The sequence below is a fragment of the Micromonospora sp. NPDC003241 genome, assembly GCF_053589795.1.
Window position 1 is genome coordinate 45,534 of sequence record NZ_JBSFSO010000028.1, and the last position, 23,018, is coordinate 68,551.

Sequence of the window (23,018 nt, forward strand, 5' to 3'; positions counted from 1 at the left end):
CTCACGGCACGGCGGCACCGGTGAAGTCGAAGTGCGCGGTCAACGGGGTGCCCCGTACCCGCAGGGGCTGGGCGCCGCCGATCTGCGCGGCGTTCGGATACCAGCGGCTCGGCGTGTACGCGCAGTCGCAGCGCAGCACCACCGACTGCCCCGGCAGCAGCCGCAGCGTGTACTCGGAGGCCGCGTCCGCCACGCCCAGCACGTCACCGGTGCCGGCGTGGAACGCGATCACCTGCGCGTAGTGGGAGATGTCCGGGGCGGTGACGGTGCCGCTGACCACGGTGCCGGGGCGCAGCGTCTGGTCGAGGGTGGCGGTCGCACCGGCCCGGACCCGCACCGTGCGGGCCTGGCGCCAGTCACCGGTGCCGCCGGACCACTGGCTGGCCAGCCGGGTTCCGCTGAAGTACAACGGCCAGTGGTACGGCCCGAGGCCGGTCAGCGTGTAACGGCCGTCGTCGTCGCTGAGGGCGCCCCGGCCGCCGTACTTGGGGTCCGGGACGTCCGGCATCGTCGAGGCGTACCCGGAATAGGCCAGCGGCGTACCGTCCGTCCTGGTCAGTCGGCCGGTCACCGCGCCCGCCGGGTCGAAGCGGACCGTCGGCGCGGTCACGGTCCGGCCGGCCCGCACCGTGACGACCGTCGCCTTCTCCCGTTGTCCGGTGCCGCCGTGCGCGCCGACCCACTGCAGGCCGTGGTGGGGTTCGTAGGGGCGGGCCAGCAGGCGGTAGCGGCCGGGGGGCACGTCGGTGGCGACCACCGCGCCGCCTTCGGTCCCGGTGCAGCCGGCGAGCCGCCCGACCTGTTCCTCGCCGATGGCGACGACGGTGAGCGGGTCGCGGTCGACCGGGACCAGGTGCAGGCAGCCGCGGGCATCGGCGCCGGTGGCGGCGTCCCGCACGGTGGTCCGTAGCTCGCCGGTGGTGCCGGTACGCGCACCGGCGGTGGCGGGCAGGGGATGGACGGCGCCGCCGACCAGGGCGAGCGCGAGCAGCGGTACGGCGGCGCGGGCGACGGAGTGACGGTGTGACGGTGGCATCGGCGGATCCTCTCGACCCGGCGGAAGGAAGTCGCTCCTACGCTAATGCCCGTGCCCGTCCGGTCACTCTCTGTGTCGGGAGGTCGTCAGGGGATCGGCCACTCGTGGACCGGGCGGTTGCTGTGCATCAGCTCCACGTAGTGCCGCAACACCTCGCGCAGCGCCTCCGGTCGGTCGAGCTGGTCGGTCGACTCCAGCCGGTGCAGCGTGGCCACCTGCCAGCTCGCGCCGTTGCGGCCGGTGAGGCAGCGCTGCTCGATGACGCCGAGCAGGCGGTCCCGCTCGTCCGGGTCGACGCCCGACCGGTCCAGGCCCTGCTGGGCCAGCGGGAGCAGGCGACGCAGCACCAGTTCGGTGACGGGCAGGTAGCCCAGGCCGGGCCAGAAGACGTGCGCGTCGATGCCGTGCCGGGCGCAGGTGTTGAAGTTCTCCTCGGCGGCGCTGAACGACATCTGCGACCACAGCGGACGGTCCGCCTCGGCGAGTGCCCGGACGAGTCCGAAGTAGAACGCGCCGTTGGCGACGGTGTCCAGCACGGTCGGCCCGGCCGGCAGCACCCGGTTCTCCACCCGCAGGTGCGGCCGGCCCCGGTGCACGTCGTACACGGGTCGGTTCCAACGGTAGACCGTGCCGTTGTGCAGCCGCAGCTCGGCCAGGTTCGGTACGCCACCGGCGGCCAGCGTCTCCGAGGGGTCCTCGTCGTCGCAGACCGGCAGTAGTGCCGGGAAGTAGCGGACGTTCTCCTCGAACAGGTCGAAGACCGAGGTGATCCAGCGTTCCCCGAACCACACCCGGGGCCGTACGCCCTGCGTCTTGATCTCCTCGGGGCGGGTGTCGGTGGCCTGCTGGAACAGCGGGATGCGGGTCTCGCGCCACAGCTCCCGGCCGAAGAACAGCGGCGAGTTCGCGCCGAGCGCCACCTGGATCCCGGCGATGGCCTGGGCGGCGTTCCAGTAGTCGGCGAACTGCGTCGGGGAGACCTGAAGGTGGAACTGGGTGCTGGTGCAGGCGGCCTCCGGGGTGATGGTGTCGGCGGTCACCGACAGCCGTTCCACCCCGTTGACCGAGATCCGCAGGTCCTCGCCACGGGCGGCGAAGATCTGCTCGTTGAGCAGCGCGTAGCGGGGATTGTTCGACAGCGTGTCGGCGGTCAGGTGCTCGGGGCGGACGGTCGGCAGGATGCCGATCATCACCAGGTGCGCGCCGACCGTCCGGGCGCGCTGGTCGGCGGCGTTCAGGCTGGCCCGTACGCTCTGCTCGAACTCGCGGAGGCCGGTGCCGGCCAGCCGTCGGGGCGCCACGTTGATCTCGACGTTGAACTGCCCGAGCTCGGTCTGGAAACTCGGGTCGGCCACCTCCCGCAACACGTCGGCGTTGCGCATGGTGGGCATGGAGTTCTCGTCGACCAGGTTCAGCTCGATCTCCAGGCCGGTCATCGGCCGGTCGACGTCGAACCGGGACTCGCGCAGCATCTCGGCGAAGACGTCGAGACAGCGCCGCACCTTGTCCCGGTAGCGAGCCCGATCCTGGCGACTGAACGTCTGCGCGCCGACTTCCTCGCCCATGGTCACCACCCTGTCACCCCTGGTACCCCCGACGTGACCCGTCCATGCATCCGGGCGGAGGCCCCGACCGCGTGCGGTTCCCGGATCCGCTGGCACATACCATGGCTGACGTGCGCGAAAAGGTGACCCGACTGTTCGTGGTGGCGGCGATCGCGGAGGCGATCTCCTGGGCCGGCCTGCTGGCCGGCATGGCGGCGAAGTACGGCCCGCCCGACAACGAGCTGGGGGTCAAGGTGTTCGGCCCGATCCACGGCGCGCTCTTCGTGGTGTACGGGCTGCTCGTGCTGGCCGTGGCCCGGGTGCACCGGTGGAGCCTGACGGCCACCGTGGTGGCGCTGGCCTGCGCGGTGCCACCGTTCGCCACCATCGTCTTCGAGCGCTGGGCCCGCCGACGCGGCATGCTCGACACCAGCCCCGCGCCGGAGCGGGAGCCCACCCCGGTCGGCTGAGGCTCAGGTCAGCGCGGTGCAGGCGGCCAGACCGGCCAGGAGCAGCAGGCCCAGCATGGCCTGGAGCAGCAGCGGCGGGCCGAGGTGCGACCACACGGTGGCGGTGCGCGGCCGCAGCAGTTGACCGGTGGTCAGGTTGACGATCCGTTCGATCTTCGGTGCCAGGTCCGGGTCGCCCTGGTCGCGCAGGGTGAGCTGGACGTGGTCGGCCGGGTGCAGCGCGCTCTGCGGCAGGTGCCCGTGCAGCTCCACCTCGTACAACTTGCCGTCCGAGTCGCGCAGGCGGACCGGGGTGACCAGGTACTCCGGCCCCTTCTTCAGCTCCTTGAAGCTGCGTCGGCCGGTGCCGGACCCGGCGCTGAGCGCGGCCCGGACCAGCTTGGCGAGCAGGCCGATCAACCCGGCGGCGGCGACCACCACCACCAGCACCGGTTGCCCCACGCGCACCTCTCGCGGGTAACCGTCCATCAGCCGCACGATCTGCGCGGTGAGGATCCGACCCGTCGGATGCAGGCTGCGTCGGGAGTACGACGTCGTGTCCATGTCCACCACCCAGAGTCCGCTTTCGCCTACAGATCGTATCGATCCTCGGGGTTGAACGACGTGAATGAAAACCGGTCACGCAGTGGCCGGCAGGTGACAAGCCGGGTGGTGCGGGTAAGCGGTGGGCCGAGCCGGAAAGGGGTCGAGCATGCAGCTGTCCTTCCTGCGCCCGCTCTACCAGCGCCCAGGTCCGTGGTGCTCGGTCTACCTGGATGCCTCGATGGACACCGAGGACGCCCACGCCGCACTCGACCTGCGCTGGCGCGGTCTGCAACAGCAGCTCGCCGAGCAGGGCGCCGACGAACCGACCATCGCCGCCATCGACCGGGTGGTGCGTGGCCACGACCCGATGCCCGGGGACTACGGGCTGGCCGTCTTCGGCGCCCAGGGGCGGGTGGTGCTCTCCGAGTACCTGTCCGCGCCGCCCCGGCGGGACCTGGCCGCGTACGCGCCGCTGCCGCACGTGATGCCGTTGCTGGCCCAACGGGGCGAGCAGGTCGCGTGGGTGCGGGTGCTGGCCGACCGGACCGGCGCCGACGCGATGTCGGTCAGCGCCGGTGGGGTGCCCCGACGGGCGCACGTCACCGGTCGGGAGAGCTTCCAGTTGCGCCGGGTCAAGCCCGGCGGCTGGTCCCAGTCGCGCTACCAGCGCGCCGCCATGGAGGCGTGGCACCACAACGCGGGCGACGTCACCGCCGCCACCGTGGAGCTGGCCGAACGGGTCGGTGCCGAGGTGGTCGTGGTGGCCGGTGACATCCGGGCCACCGGCATGATCGCCGCCCAGATGCCGGCCCGCTGGCAGGACATGGTGGTCCGCACCGACGCCGGGTCCCGGGCCGAGGGGGCCGACCAGAGCCTGCTCGACGACCTGACCGTGCAGACCATCGCCGAGGTGGCCGACCAGCGGGTCACCGCCGCGCTGGACCGCTTCGGCACGCAGGAGGACGTCGGCGCCGGACTCGACGCCGTGGTCGCCGCGCTGCAACGCAACCAGGTCGACACGATGCTGCTGGTGGACGACCCGTCCGCCGACGGGGAACTCTGGATCGGCCCGGCGGCCACCGACATCGCCACCGACCCGAGCCAGCTCGCCACCGTGTCGGACCCGGCCCGGGTACGCGCCGACGCGGCGCTGGTGCGGGCCCTGGTCGGCACCGACGCCGAGCTGACCGTGCTGGGCCCGGACGAGGCTCCGGAGCTGGTGGAGGGCGTCGGCGCGGTGCTGCGCTACGTCGACCCGGTCACCCCGGGACGGGGCGGTGCCTGACCCGGCCGTCGCGGACGCGGTCGTCGCACGGTTGCTGGCCTGGCGGGTCGCGCGGGTCTACGGCGCGCCGGGCCCGGCGACCGCGCCGCTGGTCGAGGCGGTGCACGCGGCCGGTGGCGAGCCGGAGTTCGTCCCGGTGCGGCACGCCGAGAGCGCCGCACTGATGGCCGCCGGGCACGCCCGGTTCGCCGGTGGGGTCGGCGTCTGCCTCTCCGACGGCGGGCCGGACGCGCTGGGGCTGCTCGGCGGTCTCGACGCCGCCCGCCGGGCCGGCCTGCCGGTGCTGGCGGTGCTCGGCGAGCAGCAGCTCGACGGGCACCGCGACGACGGGCCCCGCTTCGCCGGGACGTGCCGGCACGTCCGGTACGCCGCCGACCCGGCCCGCGTGCCGGAGCTGGTGGACGAGGCGCTGGGCAGCGCGCTGCGCGGCGGCGGCCCGGTCTGCCTGGTGCTGCCCGGTGACGCGTCCGGCCGCCGTCCCCCCGGAGACGCCGGCCGGGCGGTCGACCCGGGGCAGGCCCTCGACGACCTGGTCACCCGACTGCCGGCGGGCGGCGCGGTGACCGTGGACGGTGGCGGCACCGTTGCCGGGTACGCCCGCCACCTGCGCGTACCGGCCGGTGTCGAGGTGCTGCGCACCGATGGTGCACCCGGCACCGCCCTGCCGTACGCGCTGGCCGCCAAGCTGGCCGCGCCGGACCGCCCGGTGCTCGCCGTCGTCGCCGACGAGGGGATGCGCGCCTCCGGGCTGGCCGAGTTGGTCGCCGTCGCCCGGCACCGGGCGGCGTGGACCGACCCGCGCCTGGTGCTGCTGGTGCTGAACACCCGGTCCGGGCATCCCCGGTACGCGCAGGCGCCCCGCCCGCCCGCCGACGACGTCCCGTACGCGGGCTGGGCCCGTCTGCTGGGGCTGCGCGGCATCCGAATCGACCGGCCGGAGCTGATCGGAGCGGCCGGGGCCGAGGCGTTCGGCGCTGATCGGCCGTGCCTGCTGGAACTGGTGGTCGGTCCGGTCGGCGTGGGCCTCGCCGGGGCGTTGCGCACCGTCGGGGTGGACGGACGAAGATCACCTGATTGATCCCGCTCGGTGGAGGGATGCCCTGTTTAAGCCGCATCCGGGCGGGAAGCCGGGCCGCGTGAGCGAACGGGGCACGGTGGGGCCGGCGCGAGGATCGCGACCGGGACTCACGGCAGCGGGTGCGGGGCTGGCCGGCGACCGGGTGGTCGCGGTGGGCAGCACCTCCCGGATTCTCGTCGCGGCCATCGCCCGCGCGCTCCGCGGCGCCGACTGTGCCGATCTCGGTCACGTCGGGCCGGTGTCCCGCTTCGCCGGCACCCCGGACCCGATCCGTCGGGCCGCCGCCGCGCGTACCGCCGGTCGGGTGGCCCTGACCGCCGGACAGGCCGCCGAGGTCGACGCCGCCCGGGTCGCCGGGTGGTTCGTCGACCAGTACCCGCGCGGCCGGTACCCCGGGGTGCTGCTGGGCTCGCCGCACGGCGCCGCCGCCCACCTGGCGACCGCGCTCGGGATGCCGTGGCTGCCCGCCGGGTTCGAGATGACCGCGCACTGGCCGCGCGGCGCGGTGGACCGCCCCCGCGCCGCCCTGGACCACGGCGCCGCCCTCACCGGACGGCTGCTGGCCGGCAATCCCGACCTGCACGTACGCCAGGTGCACTGCCCGGCCAGCCGGGGCTCGCTGGCCGGCGTCACGGTCTCGTTGACCGCCCGCTGGCGGACACTGCCGACCGCGTACCGGCGGTTCCTGACCGACCGGTTGACGCCCGGCGCGCCGGTGCTGGTGCTCAGCGACGCGCGGACCTGGCCGGTGCACGACGCCGCCGACGGGCACAGCTTCCAGGTCGGCTCCCCGGCCAGCGGGCTGGAACCGGTCGACTTCCACCCAGACAGCCACGCGCTGCGGCAGGTGCTGCGCTCGGCCGGGGGCGACGGCGTGAACTGGGACCCGCCGGAGATCTCCGCCCCACCGGCCGCCGCCGAGCACGGCGTGGAGCCCGGTCTGGACCGCGCCGTCCGGGAGTGGACCGCCCGCGCCGGACGACCGGTGCACCGGCTGCTGTTCCCGGGACCGGAGGTGCTCAGCGCCGCCGTGGCCGACCTGTACCGGAGCTGGCTGCGCGCCGCCGGCAAGACCGGTGACCGGTTGGTGGTGGAATGCGGCCGACTGCTCGACCCGTGGCAGGTGGTGCGGGCGGGGATGGTGCCGTACTGGTGCGAGAACGCCACCCGGCGCAGCGTCGAGCAGGCCGAGTGGTGGCTTGCCGGCAGCGAGCCGTTCGCCTCGGTGGACGTCCTCCCCGAGCCGCCCGGGGTGCGCTCGCCGGCGCTGGCCGGGCTGCCGCAGTGGCTGGCCGTCGCCGGGTTCGGGCGTCGCCGTCGGGCCCTGGACCGCGCCACCGCCCGGGGCTACCCGGTCACCTCCGTGCCCACCCGCCGGGCCACCGAGGTGCTCCGCGCCCAGCCGTACGACCTGCCCGTCCTGCCGCCGCTTCGGGTGTCCGACGCCCTGGCCGCGCTGCGCGCCAGCGGCACCCCGCTCGGCCTGCTCATCTGTTGAGGCGGGGCTGACGAAACATCCTCGCGAACCCGTGCCGCCGTGATTGAGTACCTACGGAGCGGGAACACCGCCGGCTGCGACAGGCTGATCACCTGTGCCGTGGCGTGGCGTCGCCCGCTGGCATCCCAATCACGAACCCACTTTTCGGCCCGTGCGTGTCCACGCGCGTGCCCGGTGTCCACGAATCCGGGCGGGGGTCCTTCCTGAGGGAGGCGCGGATGTTCGGACAGACCACCACGACCACACCACCACCGACGGATCGGGGACTGGAGGATCTCGACGCGGCGGCGCTCGCGTACGCGGCGCGGATCGAGGGTCTGCCGCCCGAGCGCCGCCACGAGGCGCGCGACGACCTGGTCCGCTTCGCGTTGCCGTTCGCGGGCCGGCTGGCCCGGCGCTACCGGGGACGCGGGGAACCGCTGGAGGACCTGGAACAGGTGGCCCGTCTGGGGCTGGTCAACGCCGTCGACCGGTACGACCCGGAACGCGGCTCGTTCACCGCGTACGCCGCGATCACCATCGTGGGTGAGATCAAGCGGCATTTCCGGGATCGCACCTGGGGTGTGCACGTGCCCCGCCGACTGCGTGACCTGATCCTGGAGGTCGGGCAGGCGACGGCGGCGCTGACCAGCGAACTGTCCCGCGCGCCCACGGTGGCCGAGTTGTCCAAGCGGCTGGAGACGCCGGAGGCGGAGATCCTCGCCGCGCTGGAGTCGGCGGCCGGCTACAGTCCGGCTTCGCTCAACGCGCCGGTCGGCGGGGAGAGCTCGGCGGAGTTCGGCGACCTGGTGGGCGAGTCGGACATCGCGCTGGAGTCCGTCGACGACCGGGTGACGGTCAGCGGACTGCTGCACCGGCTGCCCTGGCGGGAACGGCGGATCCTGGCGATGCGCTTCTACGGCAACCAGACCCAGGCCGAGATCGCCGCCCGCTTCGGCATCTCCCAGATGCACGTGTCCCGGCTGCTGTCCCGGGCGTTGACCTGGCTGCGCCAGGCGATGCTCGCCGACGCGCCGCCGCCGTGGCAGAACGGCCCGGCCGAGTCCGAGACCACGAAGACGGCGCGGACGACAGTTCGGTAAGGAGGGGTCCCCTGCTAACGCCTCGTGCATAGCAGGGGACCCCTCCTAACGCTTCCCCCCGCCCAGCGGTACGTGCGATCCGGCTCAGTTCTCGGTGCCGTCACCGCGCCCGCGCGGGTGCCGCCACCGGTCGTTCTGCTCCCGGCGCTCGGCGCCCAGCGGGTTGTCCTCCGGCTCGTCGGTGTCGGCGAAGCTGGGACGACGCACCTCCTCCGGCGCCGGCACCTGCACCGGCCGGGCCCCGGACTGCGGCGCGGGTTGGTACGCCTCGGCCTCCGGCGCGCCGTGTGCGCCCCCGGCCGCCGGCGACTCGGGCGGCTGCGTCTCGCGGTGCAGTTCGTCGCGGAAGTCCTGCGGCGGCTTGACCGTCCGCTGCGGAAGGTCGCGACCCAGGTCGGAGACGAGTTCGCCGTACTTGGCGTCGAAGGCCGGGCGCTCGGAGCGGATTCGCGGCATCCGGTCGAAGTTGCGCAGCGGCGGCGGGCAGGTGGTCGCCCACTCCAGGGAGTTGCCGAAACCCCACGGGTCGTCCACCGTCACCTGGGCGCCGAACCGCCAGGACTTCCAGGCGTTCCAGATGAAGAACAACGTGGACGCGCCCAGCACGAAGGAGAAGACGCTGGAGATCGTGTTGAGCGTGGTGAAGCCGTCGGTGGGCAGGTAGTCGGCGTACCGCCGGGGCATGCCCTCGTTGCCCAGCCAGTGGTGCACCAGGAAGGTGCCGTGGAAACCGACGAACATGGTCCAGAAATGGATCTTGCCGAGCCGCTCGTCGAGCAGCCGCCCGGTCATCTTGGGCCACCAGAAATAGAAGCCGGCGAAGAGCGCGAAGACCACCGTGCCGAAGACCACGTAGTGGAAGTGCGCCACCACGAAGTAGGTGTCGTGGGTGTGGAAGTCGGCCGGCGGGCTGGCCAGGAGTACGCCGGTGAGGCCGCCGAGCAGGAAGGTCACCAGGAAGCCGATGGAGAACAGCATCGGCGTCTCGAAGGTGAGCTGCCCCTTCCACATGGTGCCGATCCAGTTGAAGAACTTCACCCCGGTCGGCACCGCGATCAGATAGCTCAGGATGCTGAAGAACGGCAGCAGCACCTGGCCGGTGGCGAACATGTGGTGCGCCCACACCGTCATCGACAGCACGGTGATCGCGATGGTGGCCAGCACCAGGCCGGTGTAACCGAAGATCGGCTTACGGGAGAAGACCGGGATGACCTCGGTGATGATGCCGAAGAACGGCAACGCGATGATGTAGACCTCGGGGTGCCCGAAGAACCAGAACAGGTGCTGCCACAGCATCGGCCCGCCGGTGTCCGGGTTGAACACCTGCGCGTCGAGCAGCCGGTCGGCGGTCAGCGCCAGCAGCGCGGCGGCCAGCAGCGGGAAGACCAGGATCACCAGCACGCTGGTGAACAGCATGTTCCAGGTGAAGATCGGCAGCCGGAACATGGTCATGCCGGGCGCACGCAGGGTCAGGATCGTGGTGATCAGATTGACCGCGCCGAGGATGGTGCCCAGACCCGACACGACCAGGCCGACCACCCACATGTTCGCGCCGACGCCGGGGGAGTGCTCCACCGTGCTCAACGGCGTGTAGGCGGTCCACCCGAAGTCCGCCGAGCCCTGCGGGGTGAAGAACCCGCCGATCACCATCAGCCCGCCGAACAGGTACAGCCAGTACGCCAGCGCGTTCAGCCGGGGGAACGACACGTCCGGCGCGCCGATCTGGATCGGCACGATGTAGTTGCCGAACCCGAACGCGGCGGGCGTGGCGAACAGCAGCAGCATCACCGCGCCGTGCGAGGTGAACAACTGGTTGTACTGCTCCGGCGAGAGGAACTGCAGACCCGGGCGGGCCAGTTCGGCGCGGATCAGCATCGCCTCGATCCCGGCCAGCACGAAGAAGCCGAACGAGGTGAGCAGATAGAGCAGGCCGATCTGCTTGTGGTCGGTGGTGGCCAGGAACCTGACCAGCTTCGCGCCGGGCAGTGGCGTGCGGAGCGGGCCCGGGTAGCCGCCGAACCGGGCCGGGGCCAGGATGGCCGGCCCTCGGTCCTGTCCGGGTTCGGTGGTTACCCGCTTGGGCATGCGCTCTCACCCCGCTGACGACGCAAAAGGACGGGCGTGGCTACCCGCCCCGTCGACCATGTAACCAGGCGAGAGGGGGAATTTCGGTCAATTGGCCGGTAGCGTGGCCCAAACGGCCTTTCCGTCACCGGCCGGCGCGCTGCCCCAGCGGTCGGTCAGCTCGCGTACCAGCAGCAGGCCCCGACCGCCCTCGTCGCGGTGCCCCGACCGGCCGGGTCGGGCCGGCACGCTGCTGCCGTCGACCACCGCCAGGTGCAGCCACGGCCGCCGCAGCGTCACGGTCACCTGCATCGGCGTGCCCGCGTGCCGGACCACGTTACCGACCAGTTCGCTGAGCACCACCGAGGCCGGGCCGACCGCCTCCGGCAGGTTCCACCGCGCGCAGGCGTCCACGACCAGCTCCCGGGCCCGCCGGCAGGCTGCCGCCACCGGCTCCAGCCGCACCCGCAGCCGGGGCACGGCCGACGCGCCGGCCACCCGGGTCGCCTCGTCGCAGGAGTTTCGCATCGGCACCACCCGGCAGGCCGTCGAGTCGGTCAGCGAGTCCGCCGTCGGGCCCGGCGCGCAGAGCACCATCGGCACCACCGGCCAGCCGGCGGCCCGGCGCGCGGCGGCGGCGAAGACCGACACCGCCAGCGGGTCCTCCACCCGCAGCCCGGACAGGTCCACCACCAGCGCGTCGGGCTGGGCCGACAGGCACCGGTCCAGCACGCCGTACGCCTCCCGCGTGGTGGTCAGGTCGAGAGTGCCGGCGAGCCGGAGGACCGTGACTGGTGCTCCGTCGGCTACCTCACAGGTGATCCGGCTCGCCATCTCCGCCCTCGACTTGTCTCGCCCGCTTCTATGCCCGCCGCAAGGTCTGCCAACTACCCGGCCGGCCGTCGGGCGAAACCGTGCCGGGCTGCGGTCACCCACCCGTACCGCGTGGGAGCGTTACCGCGACGAGCGGCGTCACGACGCGGCGGCCACCCGGCGTCGCGGCACCCGGTGCCGCAGCTCCGCCAGCGGCGGACGCTCCTGGACCGACACGTCGCTGACCACGATCTCCCGGTCCAGGTTCGGCAGCGCGTCGGACCCGCCCCGGCGGAACTGGGTGAGCAGCGCGGTGGGCAGCACGTCCGGGCCGGCCCAGCCCCGGCGCTGCAACCGCGACCAGGCGGTGAGCATGATCTGCGCGGACATCCGGCCCAGCGCGGCGGTGTCCTGGTGCCGATGCTTGCGCTCGCCGAGGTCGACCTGGGCCAGTGCGTCCAGCCCGACGAGCTCCAGCAGGTCGATCAGCATCGCGGTCTCCACGCCGTAACCGGAGACGAAGGGCACCTGGGCCAGCACCTCGCGGCGGCCGGCGTACTCACCGGCCAGCGGCTGCACGAAACCGGCCAGCTCCGGCCAGAACAGGTTGAGCATCGGTCGGGCCATCAGCTCGGTCACCCGGCCACCACCGTCGGCCTCCACCCCGCTGGTGTTGATCAGAGGCCGGTGGTAGAAGCCCTTGACGAAGTCGACCGACGGGTCGGTGAGCAGCGGGCCGATCAGCCCGGTGACGAAGTGCGGGCGGAACTCCCGCAGGTCGGCATCGACGAACGCCACCACGTCACCCTCCGCCGCGGCCAGCCCGGCCCAGAGCGCGTCGCCCTTGCCGGTCAGCCGGGGCAGCCCCTGGGTCATCGCGTCCTGGCCGACCACCTCGGCGCCGGCCGCCCGCGCCACCTCGGCGGTCCGGTCGGTGGACCGCGAGTCCACCACGATCAGCTCGTCGACCAGCGGCACCCGGTCCATCAGGTGTTCGCGGATGGTCGACACGATCGCCCCGACGGTGGCCTCCTCGTTGCGCGCCGGCAGCACCACGCTGACCCGGCTGTCGCCCTTGGCCCGCAGCAGCCGCCGCGTCGGCCAGTCGGCCGCCGAGGTCGTCCGATACGTGGCCCAGGCCTCCACCACGGGCGAGACCAGAGATTCAGTGTTCCGCACAGGCACCCCCTGACCGTCGCGGGAAGACCGGGAGTCGGATTTCCCAGCCCCCCGCACGCTAATCGGATCCATCACCCAGCTTGATCACCACCGTGCTCCGGGTACGTTCCCGCCGGATGAACGTTTGATTGCGGGCGGTCCGGGCACGTACCCGACGAGGAACGCCGCCGGGACCGCGCGGCGTCCGAAACGGCGCTGACCTGCGCAGTCACCGCCTCCGGACGGCCGGGGAGCGGTCCAGGGGGCCGGTCTCACGCGACGGCACGCCGGTCGGGCCGTCACAACCGGCCTCCGGTCGCGTACCGTTGCGGCTCATGGGTGTGTCGCAACGGTTGAAGACCAGGTTCCGCCGGTTCCTCCAGCGCCCGGGGACCACGGTCGATCTGGCCCCGCTGGAGAAGCTGCTGCCGGCCATCGAGGCCCGCGAGGAGAAGGTCTCGGCGTTCGACGACGCCGAACTCACCGAGGCCGCCGACGCCGCGTCGAGCTACGAGGAGATCTGCGCGCTCGGCCGCGAGGCCGCCCGTCGTGGCCTCGACCAACGGCCGTACGACGTCCAGCTCCTCGGCGCGATGTCGCTGCTCTCCGGCAAGGTCGCCGAGATGGCCACCGGTGAGGGCAAGACGCTGACCGCCGCCATCGCCGCGTACGGGCACGTCCGGCTCGGCAACGGCCCGGTGCACGTGCTCACCGTCAACGACTACCTGGCCCGCCGCGACGCCCAGTGGATGGAGCCGGTCTACACGCTGCTCGGGCTCACCGTCGGGTGGGTCAACGAGGCGTCCACCCCGATCGAGCGGCGGGCCGCGTACGCCTGCGACGTCACCTACGTCTCGGTCAGCGAGGCCGGCTTCGACTTCCTGCGCGACCAGCTCGTCACCGACATCGCCGACCGGGTCCAGCCGCCGCTGCGCACCGCCATCGTCGACGAGGCGGACTCGATCCTGATCGACGAGGCCCGGGTGCCGATGGTGCTCGCCGGTTCGGTGCCGGGCGAGCAGGACCCCGTGCACACCGCCGCCGGACTGGTCCGCGGCCTGCGCAAGGGCAAGCACTACACGGTCGCCGAGGACGGCCGCAGTGCCGCCTTCACCTCCGCCGGCCTGGCCGCCGTCGAGGCCAAGCTCGGCATCGACCTGTACGACGAGGAGAACGTCGAGCAGCTCTCCGCGGTGAACGTGGCGCTGCACGCGCACGCCCTGCTGCACCGGGACGTGGACTACATCGTCCGCGACGGCACGGTCGAGCTGATCGACGAGATGCGGGGCCGGGTCGCCCAGCGGCGTCGCTGGCCCGACGGGCTCCAGGCCGCGGTCGAGGCCAAGGAGGGGCTGGACGCCACCGCCGAGGGCGAGGTGCTGGGCACCATCGCCGTGCAGGCGTACATCGGCCTCTACCCCAAGGTGTGCGGCATGACCGCCACCGCGGTGCTGGTCGGCGACCAGCTCCGGGAGTTCTTCGGCCTGGAGGTCGCGGTGATCCCGCCGAACACCCCGTGCGTGCGGGTGGACGAGCCGGACCGCATCTACGCCACCCGGGCCGAGAAGGAGGAGGCGCTGATCGACGAGATCCGGCGCTGCCACGCCGACGGGCGTCCGGTGCTGGTGGGCACGCTCGACGTGAAGGAGTCCGAGCAGCTCGCCGCCGGTCTGCACGCGGCCGGCGTGCCCTGCGTGGTACTCAACGCCAAGAACGACGACGAGGAGGCGGCGATCATCGCCGAGGCCGGCGCCCACGGCACGGTGACCGTCTCCACCCAGATGGCCGGTCGGGGCGTGGACATCCGTCTCGGCGGCAGCGACCAGGCCGACCGCGACCAGGTCGCCGAGCTGGGCGGCCTCTACGTGATGGGCAGTGGCCGGCACGACAGCCGCCGGGTCGACGACCAGCTCCGGGGTCGGGCCGGGCGGCAGGGCGACCCGGGCGGGTCGGTCTTCTTCGTCAGCCTGGAGGACGACCTGGTGGTCCGGCACGCCGGCGACACCGTGCCGGCGTCGCCCCGGATGAACGCCGACGGCCTGGTCACCGACGCGCAGGTGGACTACGCCGTGGAGCACGCGCAGCGGGTCGCGGAAGGCGTCAACCACGAGATCCACCGCAACACCTGGCGCTACAGCGTGGTCATCGAGCAGCAGCGCAAGGCGCTCGCCGAGCGGCGGGAGCGGCTGCTGACCAGTGACGTCGCGGCGCTGATGCTGCTGGACAAGATGCCCGACAAGGCCGGCGAGATGGACGAGGACCTGCTCGCCCGGGCCGCCCGGTCGATCGCGCTCTACCACCTCGACCGGCTCTGGGCCGCGCACCTGGCCGAGCTCTCCGAGGTACGCGAGGGCGTGCACCTGCGGGCCCTGGGCCGGCTCGACCCGTTGGACGAGTTCCACCGCGCCGCCGTGCCCGCGTTCACCAACCTGGTGCCCGAGATCGAGGCTCGCACGCTGGCCACGTTCGAGGAGACCGAGTTCGACGAGGACTGGGAGCCGGACGAGTCCGAGCTGAGCCGGCCCAGTGCCACCTGGACCTACCTGGTGCACGACAACCCGTTCGGCTCCGAGCTGGACCGACTGATCGCCTCGGTCGGCCGTCGCCTCTCCGGAGCCGGTTCCCGCTGACCCGGCCACGCCCCTCCCGGTGGTCGTCGTACCCTGGGAGGGGCTCCGGTTTGCGCCGTTTCGACCCATGTTTCGGTGGGTAGTAGGGCGGGTCCGTGCTACCGGAGCCGCCGTCAGGTCGAGGCGCAGACCGAGGAGGAGTCAGGTGACGACGCTGGCCGCGGGTACCGGGGCGGGCTGCCGGTGAACCTGGAGACCAGCCCTCCGCCGGCCGAGACCCTCGGCGTCCTGGAGACGGCAGCTCTGCTGCGGGAACTCACCGCCGGGCTGATCGGGGTGGAGGACTTCGACGCGGCGCTCACCGCGCTGGCAGGCATCACCCGTGACGCTCTGGCCGGGGTGAGCTGGTGCGGTTTCACCGCGCTGCGGGCCGGCGAGCCCGCCGGGGTGGCCGCCTCCGACGCCCCGCTCGCCGGGTTGGACGACCTCAGCTACGGCCCGGACACCCCGGCGATGGAGGCGATCCGCCGTCGGGAGATGGTCGGTGCCGAGAACCTCGACGCCGAGTCCCGCTGGCCGGACTGGACGCCCCGGGCGCGGGAACTCGGCGTACACGGCGTGATCTCCGCGCCGGTCGACATCGACGACCAGGTGATCGGGGCGGTCAACCTCTACGCCGGCGAGTGCGATGTGCTCTCCACCGGTCACCAGTTGACGGCGATGCTGCTCGCCGAGCACGCCGGCCTGCTGTTGGCCGCCGTCCGCGAGCGGGAGCGGCGAGCCGCGCTGGTCGGTGAACAGGACGCCGCGTTGCTGGCCGACGGTGTGATCGGCCATGCCGTCGGAGTGATCATGACGCAGCGCGGCTGCCCGGCCGAGGACGCCCTCGAGGTGCTGCGCAGCGCCGCCTCGTCGCTGTCCATCCCGTTGCGGGAGGTCGCTGAGCGGCTGGTCAGCACCGTCTCCCGGCCGCGCGACAACTGAGCGTCGTTTCGCCCGGCTGCCACCCGGGTAGCACCCTGGACTGACGGCTGATCCGACCCAGGGGGGAATCGATGCAGAGCCGGCTGCGGGTGCAGGGGCACCCCATCCAACCGATGCTGGTGACGTTCCCGTACGGGCTCTTCGTCTGCGCGACCATCTTCGACCTCGCCGACGTGGCCGGCGGTCCGGTCTTCCTCGGTGAGGTCGGCTACTGGACGGCGGTGGCCGCGCTGGTGGCGGCGGCGTTGACCGCGATCGCCGGGATGGTCGACCTGTGGGACGTGCCGCCGGACCGGGTCCGCCGCACCGCGATCACCTTCAACCTGGTCAACGCCGGCATGGCCGGGCTGTTCCTGATCTCCTGCCTGGTCCGGGCCGACGCGCCGAACCGGGGCGCGGCGCCCGCGCTGCTGGTGGTCGAGGTGGTCGCGCTGGCGATCGGCGGTGTCGGCGTGCACCTCGGCTCGCGGCTGATGCGTCACTTCGAGTCCGCCGGCGCGGCGGCGCCCGGCTTCGACGGCCTGCGCGGCGTGGACGCCCCCACCGTCGAGGTGGTCCGCCCCCGCCCGTACTGAGATGTAAGGAGGGGTCCCCTGCTAACGCCTGGTGCATAGCAGGGGACCCCTGCTTACATCTCTAATCAGGTTGCCGGGTGGAGCCGGTCCGAGGACGCTGGCCCGATGGTGTCCACCGCAGCGAGCTTCGAGGACCTGGTCGCCGACGGCGAGTCCGCCCCGGTCGAGGGGTGGGGGTTCGACTGGCTGGCCGGGCGGGCCACCGAGGAGCGTCCACCCTGGGGGTACGCCCACCTGGTCGCGGCGCGGATGGCGACGGTCGACGCGGCGCTGGACATCGACACCGGCGGGGGAGAGGTGCTCGCCGAGGTGCCGCGTCCGCCCCGACGGCTGGTGGCGACCGAGGCGTGGCCGCCGAACGTGCCGGTGGCCCGGGAGAACCTGCGCCCGCTCGGCGCGACCGTGGTGGCGGTCTCCCCGGACGCGCCGCTGCCCTTCGCCGACGGCGGTTTCGACCTGGTGGTCAGCCGGCATCCGGTGCGGACCGACTGGCCGGAGGTGGCGCGGGTGCTGCGACCGGGCGGCACGTTCCTGTCGCAGCAGATCGGGCCCGGGACGGTACGCGAACTCAGCGAGGCAGTCCTCGGGCCGTTGCCGCCACCGGCGTACCGGCATCCGGAGCAGGCGGTCGCGCAGGCCCGCGCGGCCGGTCTGACCGTGGTGGACCTGCGCGAGGCGACACTGCGGACGGTCTTCCACGACATCGGCGCGGTGGTCTGGTTCCTGCGCAAGGTGGTCTGGACCGTACCCGGCTTCACCGTGGCGGCGCACCGGCCGGCGCTGGCCCGCCTGCACGCGCGCATCCAGGCCGAGGGCCCGTTCGTCGCGCACGCCCGGCGCTTCCTCGTCGAGGCGACCCGCCCGGCGGCCTGACCCCTCGGCTCAGGCGGTGGGGCGCAGCAGCGTGAGCATCTCCGGCAGGTCGAAGAACTGCGCCGTCTGGACGGCGGACGGGTTGCCGTCGTCCGGGTCCGCGCCGGCGTCGAGCAGCGCGCGGACCGCCGGGCCGTTCTTGCGGAACACCGCCGCGGCCAGGGCGGTCTGACCCCGGTCGTTGGTGCGCGAGTGGTCGGCGCCGCGCTCCAGCAGGGCGGCGACGGTCTCCGGGTGGGCGTGGTACGCCGCCAGGATCAGCAGGCTGTCGCCCCGCTCGTTGGTCAGGTTGACCGGCAGCCCCGCGTCGACGTAACCGGCGAGTTCGGTGGTCGCGCCGTCGCGCGCCAGGTCGAACATCCGGTGCGCGAACTCCAGGGTCTCGGCGTCGAGTTCCTCGCTCACCGGTACAGGTTAGTGGTGGCGTCCCGGTGCCGCGCGGCGCGGTCCGCATCCGCTTCCCAGCATGTAGGATTACCTACTAAACCTATAGGGTTTGCCGTCTAGACTGGTCCGGTATCCGCACCGCTGACCGTTCGTGAGGTCCCATGTCTGCTCTGCCCGTCACCGAGCCGGACCTGCTCGCCGTCGCCCGGCGGTGGGCCGCCGACACCGCGAGCTGGCCCGTGCCGCTGCGCTTCGACCCGACCACCCGGTGGTACGCCCGACTCGACGCCGACTCCCATCACGAGGTGTGGGCGTTGAGCTGGCTGCCCGGGCAGGGCACCGACCTGCACGACCACGGCGGCTCCTCCGGCGCCTTCCTGGTCGCGGCGGGTGTCCTGACCGAGGAGACGGTCAGTGGCGGACGGCTGCGCCCGCACCTGCTCGCCGCCGGCTCCGGCCGACGCTTCGGGCCCCGGCACGTGCACGTGGTGACCAACCGGCACGCCGACCCCGCGGTCAGCGTCCACGTCTATCGTCCGGCCCTGCGCCGGATGACCCGCTATCGCCTCGCACAGGGCCGGCTGCTCGTCGCCGAGGTGGCCGAGGCCGGCGTGGCATGGTGATCACCCACGCCGCGTCGCCACCCGACGGTGCACCCGGCCGCGTACCCCTTGGAAGGAACCGATGATGTCGCAGAACCGTTCCGTCGCCGCCCGCTGTCCGGCGTCGGTGCCGCCCCCGGGCTCCCGGGGCATCGACGAGATCCTGGCCGCCGCCCGCACCCGACTCGACCGGCTCGACCCCGAGCAGGCCCACGTGGCGTACCGGACCGGTGCGCTGCTGGTCGACATCCGCCCGGCCGCCCAGCGCGCCGCGCACGGCACCGTGCCGGGCTCGCTGATCGTCGAGCGCAACGTGCTGGAGTGGCGTTTCGATCCCCGCTGCGCCGCCCGGCTGCCGCAGGCCGTCGGGTACGACGTGCCGGTGGTCGTGATCTGCCAGGAGGGCTACACCTCGTCGTTGGCCGCGGCCGCGCTGAAGGACATCGGCCTACACCGGGCGACCGACGTGATCGGCGGGTTCGCCGCCTGGCGGATCGCCGGACTGCCCGTGCTCGGCCCCACTCCGCCCACCAGACCGTCCACCCTCGCGTCCCCGGCGACCGCCGGCCGGGCGTTCCACTGAACATCCACGCCCACCCGGCGTGGCGGTAGTCCCAGGAGGCCACCATGTCCGTCGTCGCGATCAGCCCGCGCCAGCATCCGCCCGGCCGCACGAACCGCGCTCGGCTGGTGCGGCAGCGCACCGGGCCGACCCTGACCATCACCGTCGACCTCGCCTCGGCGGCCGCGAGCCCCCGCCTGAACCGCCTGCTGGAGTTGCTGAGCGAGCTCGCCGAGTCCGGCGAGGGGCGGGTGTCGGGTGACGACGGTGTCGAGCGGCCCACCGCGGTGGAGGACCCGAGAACCGTGCAGATCCTCACCGGGCCACGCCGGGTGCGTCAGGGCGACCGGGACGTCCCGCTGACCCGCATCGAGTACGACCTGCTGCTCTTCCTCGCCGAACGGCCGCGCCGGGTGTTCACCCGCCTCCAGTTGCTCAACTCGGTCTGGGGCTACGACCACGCGGTGGCGCGAACCGTCGACGTGCACGTGCGCCGGCTGCGCGCCAAGCTCGGCGTCGACACGCCGCTGCTGACCACCGTCCACGGTGTGGGGTACCGCCTCGCCGACGACGCCCGGGTGGCCGTTCAGCGGTGAGCCCGACCGACCGGTGCGGCGTGTCCTGCCACGGGACGCGCCGCACCGGTCTGTCCCGTACGCGTGACGGTGGTGGGCCCGCCTCTCGTGGCGCCGGAACGCGTCACACCATCGGGGGAACGCGAAACCCGGCAGCCACCCCCGCATCAGGTCAACTTTGCGACTCTGCTGTAATCAACTGGCCTCGTACGCAGAGCGAGCGGTCGGCTCCGAAGTGTCGGTCAATTGTCACATTCATGCAACGCGGCCGCCCCTTGACCCTCGCACGAGCGCCGGGAAGCATCGATAAGGCGGCGTCCCGGGGCCGTGGGGAAAGCCCGGACCAGCCAAGGAGGACCATGTCGGTCAGCCCCGCATCGTCGCGCGCCGGATGGCATACGTCCCAACCCGCGGTGCCCGGTCGCCCGCCCGGCGGTCAGCGACGTCCGGCCAACTCCACCACACCCGTCCTCACCGTCACGCTGTCCATTCCGCTGGTCTGCGAGGAGTCGTTGACGCCGGCCGCCCGACGGCTGCTCGACGCCGCCCGGGAACTGCTGGAACGCGGCGAGGGGACGATCGTGGCCAGCCCGCCGGTGGTGCCGGAGCGGCGCACCGAGAGCGTCCCCGCCGGACGCGCGCCCGCACGGCAGATCGCCCCGACCATCCCGACCCTGCACATCCTCGCCTCGTCCCGCTCGGTGCTGCGCGACGGCGAGCCGCTGCCGTTGACCCGGCTGGAGTTCGACCTGCTGCTGCACCTGGTCGCGCACCCCCGCCGGGTGTTCACCCGACTCCAACTGCTCAACGCGGTCTGGGGCTACGAGCACGCCGGGGTCCGCACCGTGGACGTGCACGTACGCCGCTTGCGCGGCAAGGTCGGTGTGGACGTACCCCTGGTCACCACCGTCTACGGCGTCGGCTACCGGCTCGCCGACGACGCCCGCGTCACCCTCGACCGCACCGCCTGACCCGCCCGGACCTCGACGGCGCCGCTCTCCCGCCCGGCACCCGACTCACGCCCGGCACCCGACTTCCGCCCGGGAGTTCGACGGTACGGCCGTTTCCGCCCGGGACCTCGGCCGCGCCGTCGTCCCCGCCGGAACCTCGACGGTGTGGCCGTTTCCGGCCGCTCCTCGACCGGCGCGAGCCCGTCGGCCGGGTAGCCCCTGAACGCCCGACGGTGACCGGGCACGATGGTCGGATGCGTGTGCGTCCGGTCTCGCCCGAACTGCTCGTCGCCGAACTGGCCGAACGGTTCGCCTCCGCCGCGCCGACCCGACGGCTGCGGGTGGCCCTGGACGGCGCCCCCGCCGCCCGCCCCGACGAGCTGGCCACCGCCCTGATCGACCCGCTGCGCGCCCTCGGCCGCCCGGTGCTGCACGTCCGGGCCGAGGACTTCCTCCGCCCCGCCTCGGTACGCCTGGAGCGCGGACGGACCAATCCGGACGCCTACTACGAGGGCTGGGTCGACGAGCCCGGCCTGCGCCGCGAGGTGCTCGACCCGGCCGGGCCGGACGGCACCGGCCGCCTGCTGCCCTCGCTCTGGGACGCCGGGGCCGACCGGGCCAGCCGCGCCGACTACGTCACCCTGCCGCCCGGCGGTGTGGTGCTGGTCAGCGGCACCTTCCTGCTCGGCGGCGGACTGCCCTTCGACGTCGTCGTCCACCTGGAACTCTCGCCCGGCGCGCTGCGCCGCCGTACCGACGCCGACCTGGCCTGGACGCTGCCCGCGTTCGACCGGTACGCCGACGAGGTCGCCCCCGCCACCTTCGCCGACCTGGTGGTGCGGGTCGACGATCCGCGCCGTCCCGCGATCGTGGAATCCGACGACCACTCGGTTTGACCTGCTGACGTGCTGGGTACTCGCGGGGCTCACGGCGCCCGGGAGTCCTCGCCTGGGCGGTATGACCGGGTGGGGAGCCTTCCGCCCGCGATGACTGACGAGGCTCAGGAAAGGCAGGCAGCGATGCTCGTCCACGACACGGTCGGCACGGGCCGATCCCAGGCGGAGATCGACCAGATCCGACTCTCCCTGCAGGCCCGCCACGACGAGCTGTCCGCGGAGTACGAGCAGGCGGTGCAGCAGAGCCACGTGCTGCGGCTGGTCGAGGTGGGCGACACCGCCGGCGACGACCAGGCCGACAGCGGCACCAAGACCGCCGAACGGGACACCGCGCAGTCACTGCTGCGGACCATCCTCGACCGGCGCGCCCAGTACGAGCACGCGCTGACGCGTCTCGCCGAGGGCACGTACGGCTTCTGCGAGGGCTGCACCTCGCCGATCCCGGTGGAGCGGCTGGAGATCTTCCCGTCGGCGACCACCTGCGTGACCTGCAAGCAGACCCGCGAGCGTCGGGCTGCCTGAGCCGAGAGCGACCGGTCGGTCCGGGACGCGGCGGGGACCCCACCGATGGGCGAGATCAAGGTGGGTACCGCCTCCTGGACCGACCGGACCCTGTTGGACTCCGGCTGGTATCCGCAGACCGCCGACACGCCGGAGAAGCGGCTGGCCTACTACGCCCGGCAGTTCCCGCTGGTCGAGGTGGACGCCACGTACTATTCGCCGCCGGCCGAGCGCACCGCCCGGCTATGGGCCGAGCGCACCCCGGACGGCTTCACCTTCAACGTGAAGGCGTTCAGCCTGCTCACCGGCCATCCCACCCGGCCCAGCGCGATCTACAAGGACCTGCGGCCGGTCACCGACAAACGCAACCTCTATCCGGACGACCTGCCCCGGCAGGCGTACGAGGAGGTCTGGACCCGCTTCCTCAGCGCCCTCGACCCGCTGGTCCGGGCGGACAAGCTCGGTGCGCTGCTGTTCCAGTTCCCGCCCTGGTTCACCATCCGGCGGGACAACAAGCAGTACCTGCTGGAGGTCGCTCGGCGCTGCGCGCCGCTGCGGCCGGTCTTCGAGTTCCGGCACGCCTCCTGGTTCGACGGCGACAACGCCGAGGAGACCCTGGACTTCCTCCGGACGCACGACCTGGCGTACGTCGCCGTGGACATGCCCCAGGGTCACCGCTCGTCGGTCCCGCCGGTGCTCGCGGCCACCGCCGACCTGGCCGTGGTCCGCTTCCACGGGCACAGCGACAAGTGGACCAGCCGGGACATCCACGAGAAGTTCGGCTACCGCTACTCCGACCGCGAACTGCGCGACTGGGCCCCCCGCCTGCGCGACCTGGCCGCCGACACCCCACAGACCCACGTCCTCCTCAACAACTGCTTCCGCGATTTCGCCCAGACCAACGCCCAACACCTCCAGTCCCTCCTCACCACCCCCTGACCCACCCCACCCTGACCACCCCACCCTGACCACCCCACCCTGACCACCCCA

General features: G+C 72.9%; 23 protein-coding genes. 16 read left to right on the forward strand and 7 right to left on the reverse strand.

Translation table 11 applies throughout. The features are described 5' to 3' along the window. Position 1: 1 nt before the first annotated feature. On the reverse strand, positions 2-1,036 hold the full coding sequence (locus tag ACWDVW_RS21250; protein ID WP_449951514.1) for a hypothetical protein: 1,035 nt from the start codon (positions 1,034-1,036) through the stop codon (positions 2-4). Positions 1,037-1,122: 86 nt separating this feature from the next. Beyond that, positions 1,123-2,601 carry a glutamate--cysteine ligase gene (locus ACWDVW_RS21255; protein WP_449951516.1) on the reverse strand — a complete coding sequence of 493 codons (1,479 nt, stop codon included), beginning with the start codon at positions 2,599-2,601 and terminating at the stop codon, positions 1,123-1,125. Positions 2,602-2,702: 101 nt separating this feature from the next. On the opposite strand from ACWDVW_RS21255, the gene ACWDVW_RS21260 reads away from it, so the two are divergent. Then, positions 2,703-3,050, forward strand: coding sequence for a DUF3817 domain-containing protein (locus tag ACWDVW_RS21260; RefSeq protein ID WP_449951518.1), 348 nt, complete (start codon positions 2,703-2,705; stop codon positions 3,048-3,050). Between the two features lie 3 nt (positions 3,051-3,053). Here ACWDVW_RS21260 and ACWDVW_RS21265 read toward each other — a convergent pair whose 3' ends face one another. Beyond that, a complete protein-coding gene (locus tag ACWDVW_RS21265; RefSeq protein WP_396747703.1) occupies positions 3,054-3,593 on the reverse strand; it encodes a hypothetical protein in 540 nt (179 codons plus the stop codon). A 148-nt stretch (positions 3,594-3,741) separates the two neighbouring features. On the opposite strand from ACWDVW_RS21265, the gene ACWDVW_RS21270 reads away from it, so the two are divergent. The 4 genes from ACWDVW_RS21270 to ACWDVW_RS21285 all read left to right on the forward strand — a co-directional run bounded on the left by ACWDVW_RS21270 (position 3,742) and on the right by ACWDVW_RS21285 (position 8,518). After that, positions 3,742-4,860 carry a baeRF2 domain-containing protein gene (locus ACWDVW_RS21270; protein WP_449951521.1) on the forward strand — a complete coding sequence of 373 codons (1,119 nt, stop codon included), beginning with the start codon at positions 3,742-3,744 and terminating at the stop codon, positions 4,858-4,860. Beyond that, positions 4,853-5,938 carry a thiamine pyrophosphate-binding protein gene (locus ACWDVW_RS21275; protein WP_449951524.1) on the forward strand — a complete coding sequence of 362 codons (1,086 nt, stop codon included), beginning with the start codon at positions 4,853-4,855 and terminating at the stop codon, positions 5,936-5,938. The genes ACWDVW_RS21270 and ACWDVW_RS21275 overlap by 8 nt, the downstream gene beginning before the upstream one ends. A gap of 76 nt (positions 5,939-6,014) precedes the next feature. Continuing rightward, entirely contained in the window at positions 6,015-7,436 is a 1,422-nt protein-coding gene (locus ACWDVW_RS21280) for a hypothetical protein (RefSeq protein WP_449951599.1), read from the forward strand. A gap of 218 nt (positions 7,437-7,654) precedes the next feature. Then, a complete protein-coding gene (locus tag ACWDVW_RS21285; RefSeq protein ID WP_449951527.1) occupies positions 7,655-8,518 on the forward strand; it encodes a SigB/SigF/SigG family RNA polymerase sigma factor in 864 nt (287 codons plus the stop codon). Positions 8,519-8,602: 84 nt separating this feature from the next. Here ACWDVW_RS21285 and ctaD read toward each other — a convergent pair whose 3' ends face one another. The 3 genes from ctaD to ACWDVW_RS21300 all read right to left on the reverse strand — a co-directional run bounded on the left by ctaD (position 8,603) and on the right by ACWDVW_RS21300 (position 12,541). Continuing rightward, positions 8,603-10,603, reverse strand: coding sequence for an aa3-type cytochrome oxidase subunit I (gene ctaD, locus ACWDVW_RS21290; RefSeq protein WP_449951529.1), 2,001 nt, complete (start codon positions 10,601-10,603; stop codon positions 8,603-8,605). Between the two features lie 87 nt (positions 10,604-10,690). Then, entirely contained in the window at positions 10,691-11,416 is a 726-nt protein-coding gene (locus ACWDVW_RS21295; protein ID WP_449951532.1) for an ATP-binding protein, read from the reverse strand. 138 nt (positions 11,417-11,554) lie between these two features. Then, entirely contained in the window at positions 11,555-12,541 is a 987-nt protein-coding gene (locus ACWDVW_RS21300; RefSeq protein WP_449951601.1) for a glucosyl-3-phosphoglycerate synthase, read from the reverse strand. Positions 12,542-12,888: 347 nt separating this feature from the next. Between ACWDVW_RS21300 and secA2 the strand changes: the two genes are divergently transcribed. The 4 genes from secA2 to ACWDVW_RS21320 all read left to right on the forward strand — a co-directional run bounded on the left by secA2 (position 12,889) and on the right by ACWDVW_RS21320 (position 17,555). Further along, positions 12,889-15,183 (forward strand): accessory Sec system translocase SecA2, encoded by a 2,295-nt coding sequence (secA2, locus tag ACWDVW_RS21305; protein ID WP_350697362.1) that lies wholly within the window; start codon positions 12,889-12,891, stop codon positions 15,181-15,183. A 183-nt stretch (positions 15,184-15,366) separates the two neighbouring features. Further along, positions 15,367-16,107 (forward strand): ANTAR domain-containing protein, encoded by a 741-nt coding sequence (locus tag ACWDVW_RS21310; protein WP_449951603.1) that lies wholly within the window; start codon positions 15,367-15,369, stop codon positions 16,105-16,107. A 71-nt stretch (positions 16,108-16,178) separates the two neighbouring features. Then, positions 16,179-16,682: a DUF2231 domain-containing protein gene (locus tag ACWDVW_RS21315; protein WP_396747721.1), complete on the forward strand. Its 504-nt coding sequence runs from the start codon at positions 16,179-16,181 to the stop codon at positions 16,680-16,682. Positions 16,683-16,787: 105 nt separating this feature from the next. After that, the gene (locus ACWDVW_RS21320; protein WP_449951536.1) at positions 16,788-17,555 is read left to right on the forward strand and encodes a class I SAM-dependent methyltransferase; all 768 of its coding nucleotides are present in this window, start codon (positions 16,788-16,790) and stop codon (positions 17,553-17,555) included. A 9-nt stretch (positions 17,556-17,564) separates the two neighbouring features. On the opposite strand, the gene ACWDVW_RS21325 is transcribed toward ACWDVW_RS21320, so the two are convergent. After that, the gene (locus ACWDVW_RS21325; protein WP_449951539.1) at positions 17,565-17,960 is read right to left on the reverse strand and encodes an ankyrin repeat domain-containing protein; all 396 of its coding nucleotides are present in this window, start codon (positions 17,958-17,960) and stop codon (positions 17,565-17,567) included. Positions 17,961-18,103: 143 nt separating this feature from the next. Between ACWDVW_RS21325 and ACWDVW_RS21330 the strand changes: the two genes are divergently transcribed. From ACWDVW_RS21330 to ACWDVW_RS21360, 7 genes are all read left to right on the forward strand, one after another. Then, the gene (locus tag ACWDVW_RS21330; RefSeq protein WP_350697366.1) at positions 18,104-18,565 is read left to right on the forward strand and encodes a cysteine dioxygenase; all 462 of its coding nucleotides are present in this window, start codon (positions 18,104-18,106) and stop codon (positions 18,563-18,565) included. A 64-nt stretch (positions 18,566-18,629) separates the two neighbouring features. After that, positions 18,630-19,127: a rhodanese-like domain-containing protein gene (locus tag ACWDVW_RS21335; protein WP_396747730.1), complete on the forward strand. Its 498-nt coding sequence runs from the start codon at positions 18,630-18,632 to the stop codon at positions 19,125-19,127. Between the two features lie 131 nt (positions 19,128-19,258). Next, positions 19,259-19,702 (forward strand): winged helix-turn-helix domain-containing protein, encoded by a 444-nt coding sequence (locus ACWDVW_RS21340; protein ID WP_449951606.1) that lies wholly within the window; start codon positions 19,259-19,261, stop codon positions 19,700-19,702. Between the two features lie 338 nt (positions 19,703-20,040). Beyond that, on the forward strand, positions 20,041-20,652 hold the full coding sequence (locus ACWDVW_RS21345) for a winged helix-turn-helix domain-containing protein (RefSeq protein WP_396747733.1): 612 nt from the start codon (positions 20,041-20,043) through the stop codon (positions 20,650-20,652). A 233-nt stretch (positions 20,653-20,885) separates the two neighbouring features. Next, positions 20,886-21,527: a uridine kinase gene (locus ACWDVW_RS21350; protein WP_449951544.1), complete on the forward strand. Its 642-nt coding sequence runs from the start codon at positions 20,886-20,888 to the stop codon at positions 21,525-21,527. 123 nt (positions 21,528-21,650) lie between these two features. Further along, entirely contained in the window at positions 21,651-22,049 is a 399-nt protein-coding gene (locus ACWDVW_RS21355; RefSeq protein ID WP_350697400.1) for a TraR/DksA family transcriptional regulator, read from the forward strand. Positions 22,050-22,094: 45 nt separating this feature from the next. Next, positions 22,095-22,967, forward strand: coding sequence for a DUF72 domain-containing protein (locus ACWDVW_RS21360; RefSeq protein ID WP_449951546.1), 873 nt, complete (start codon positions 22,095-22,097; stop codon positions 22,965-22,967). Positions 22,968-23,018: the final 51 nt, after the last annotated feature.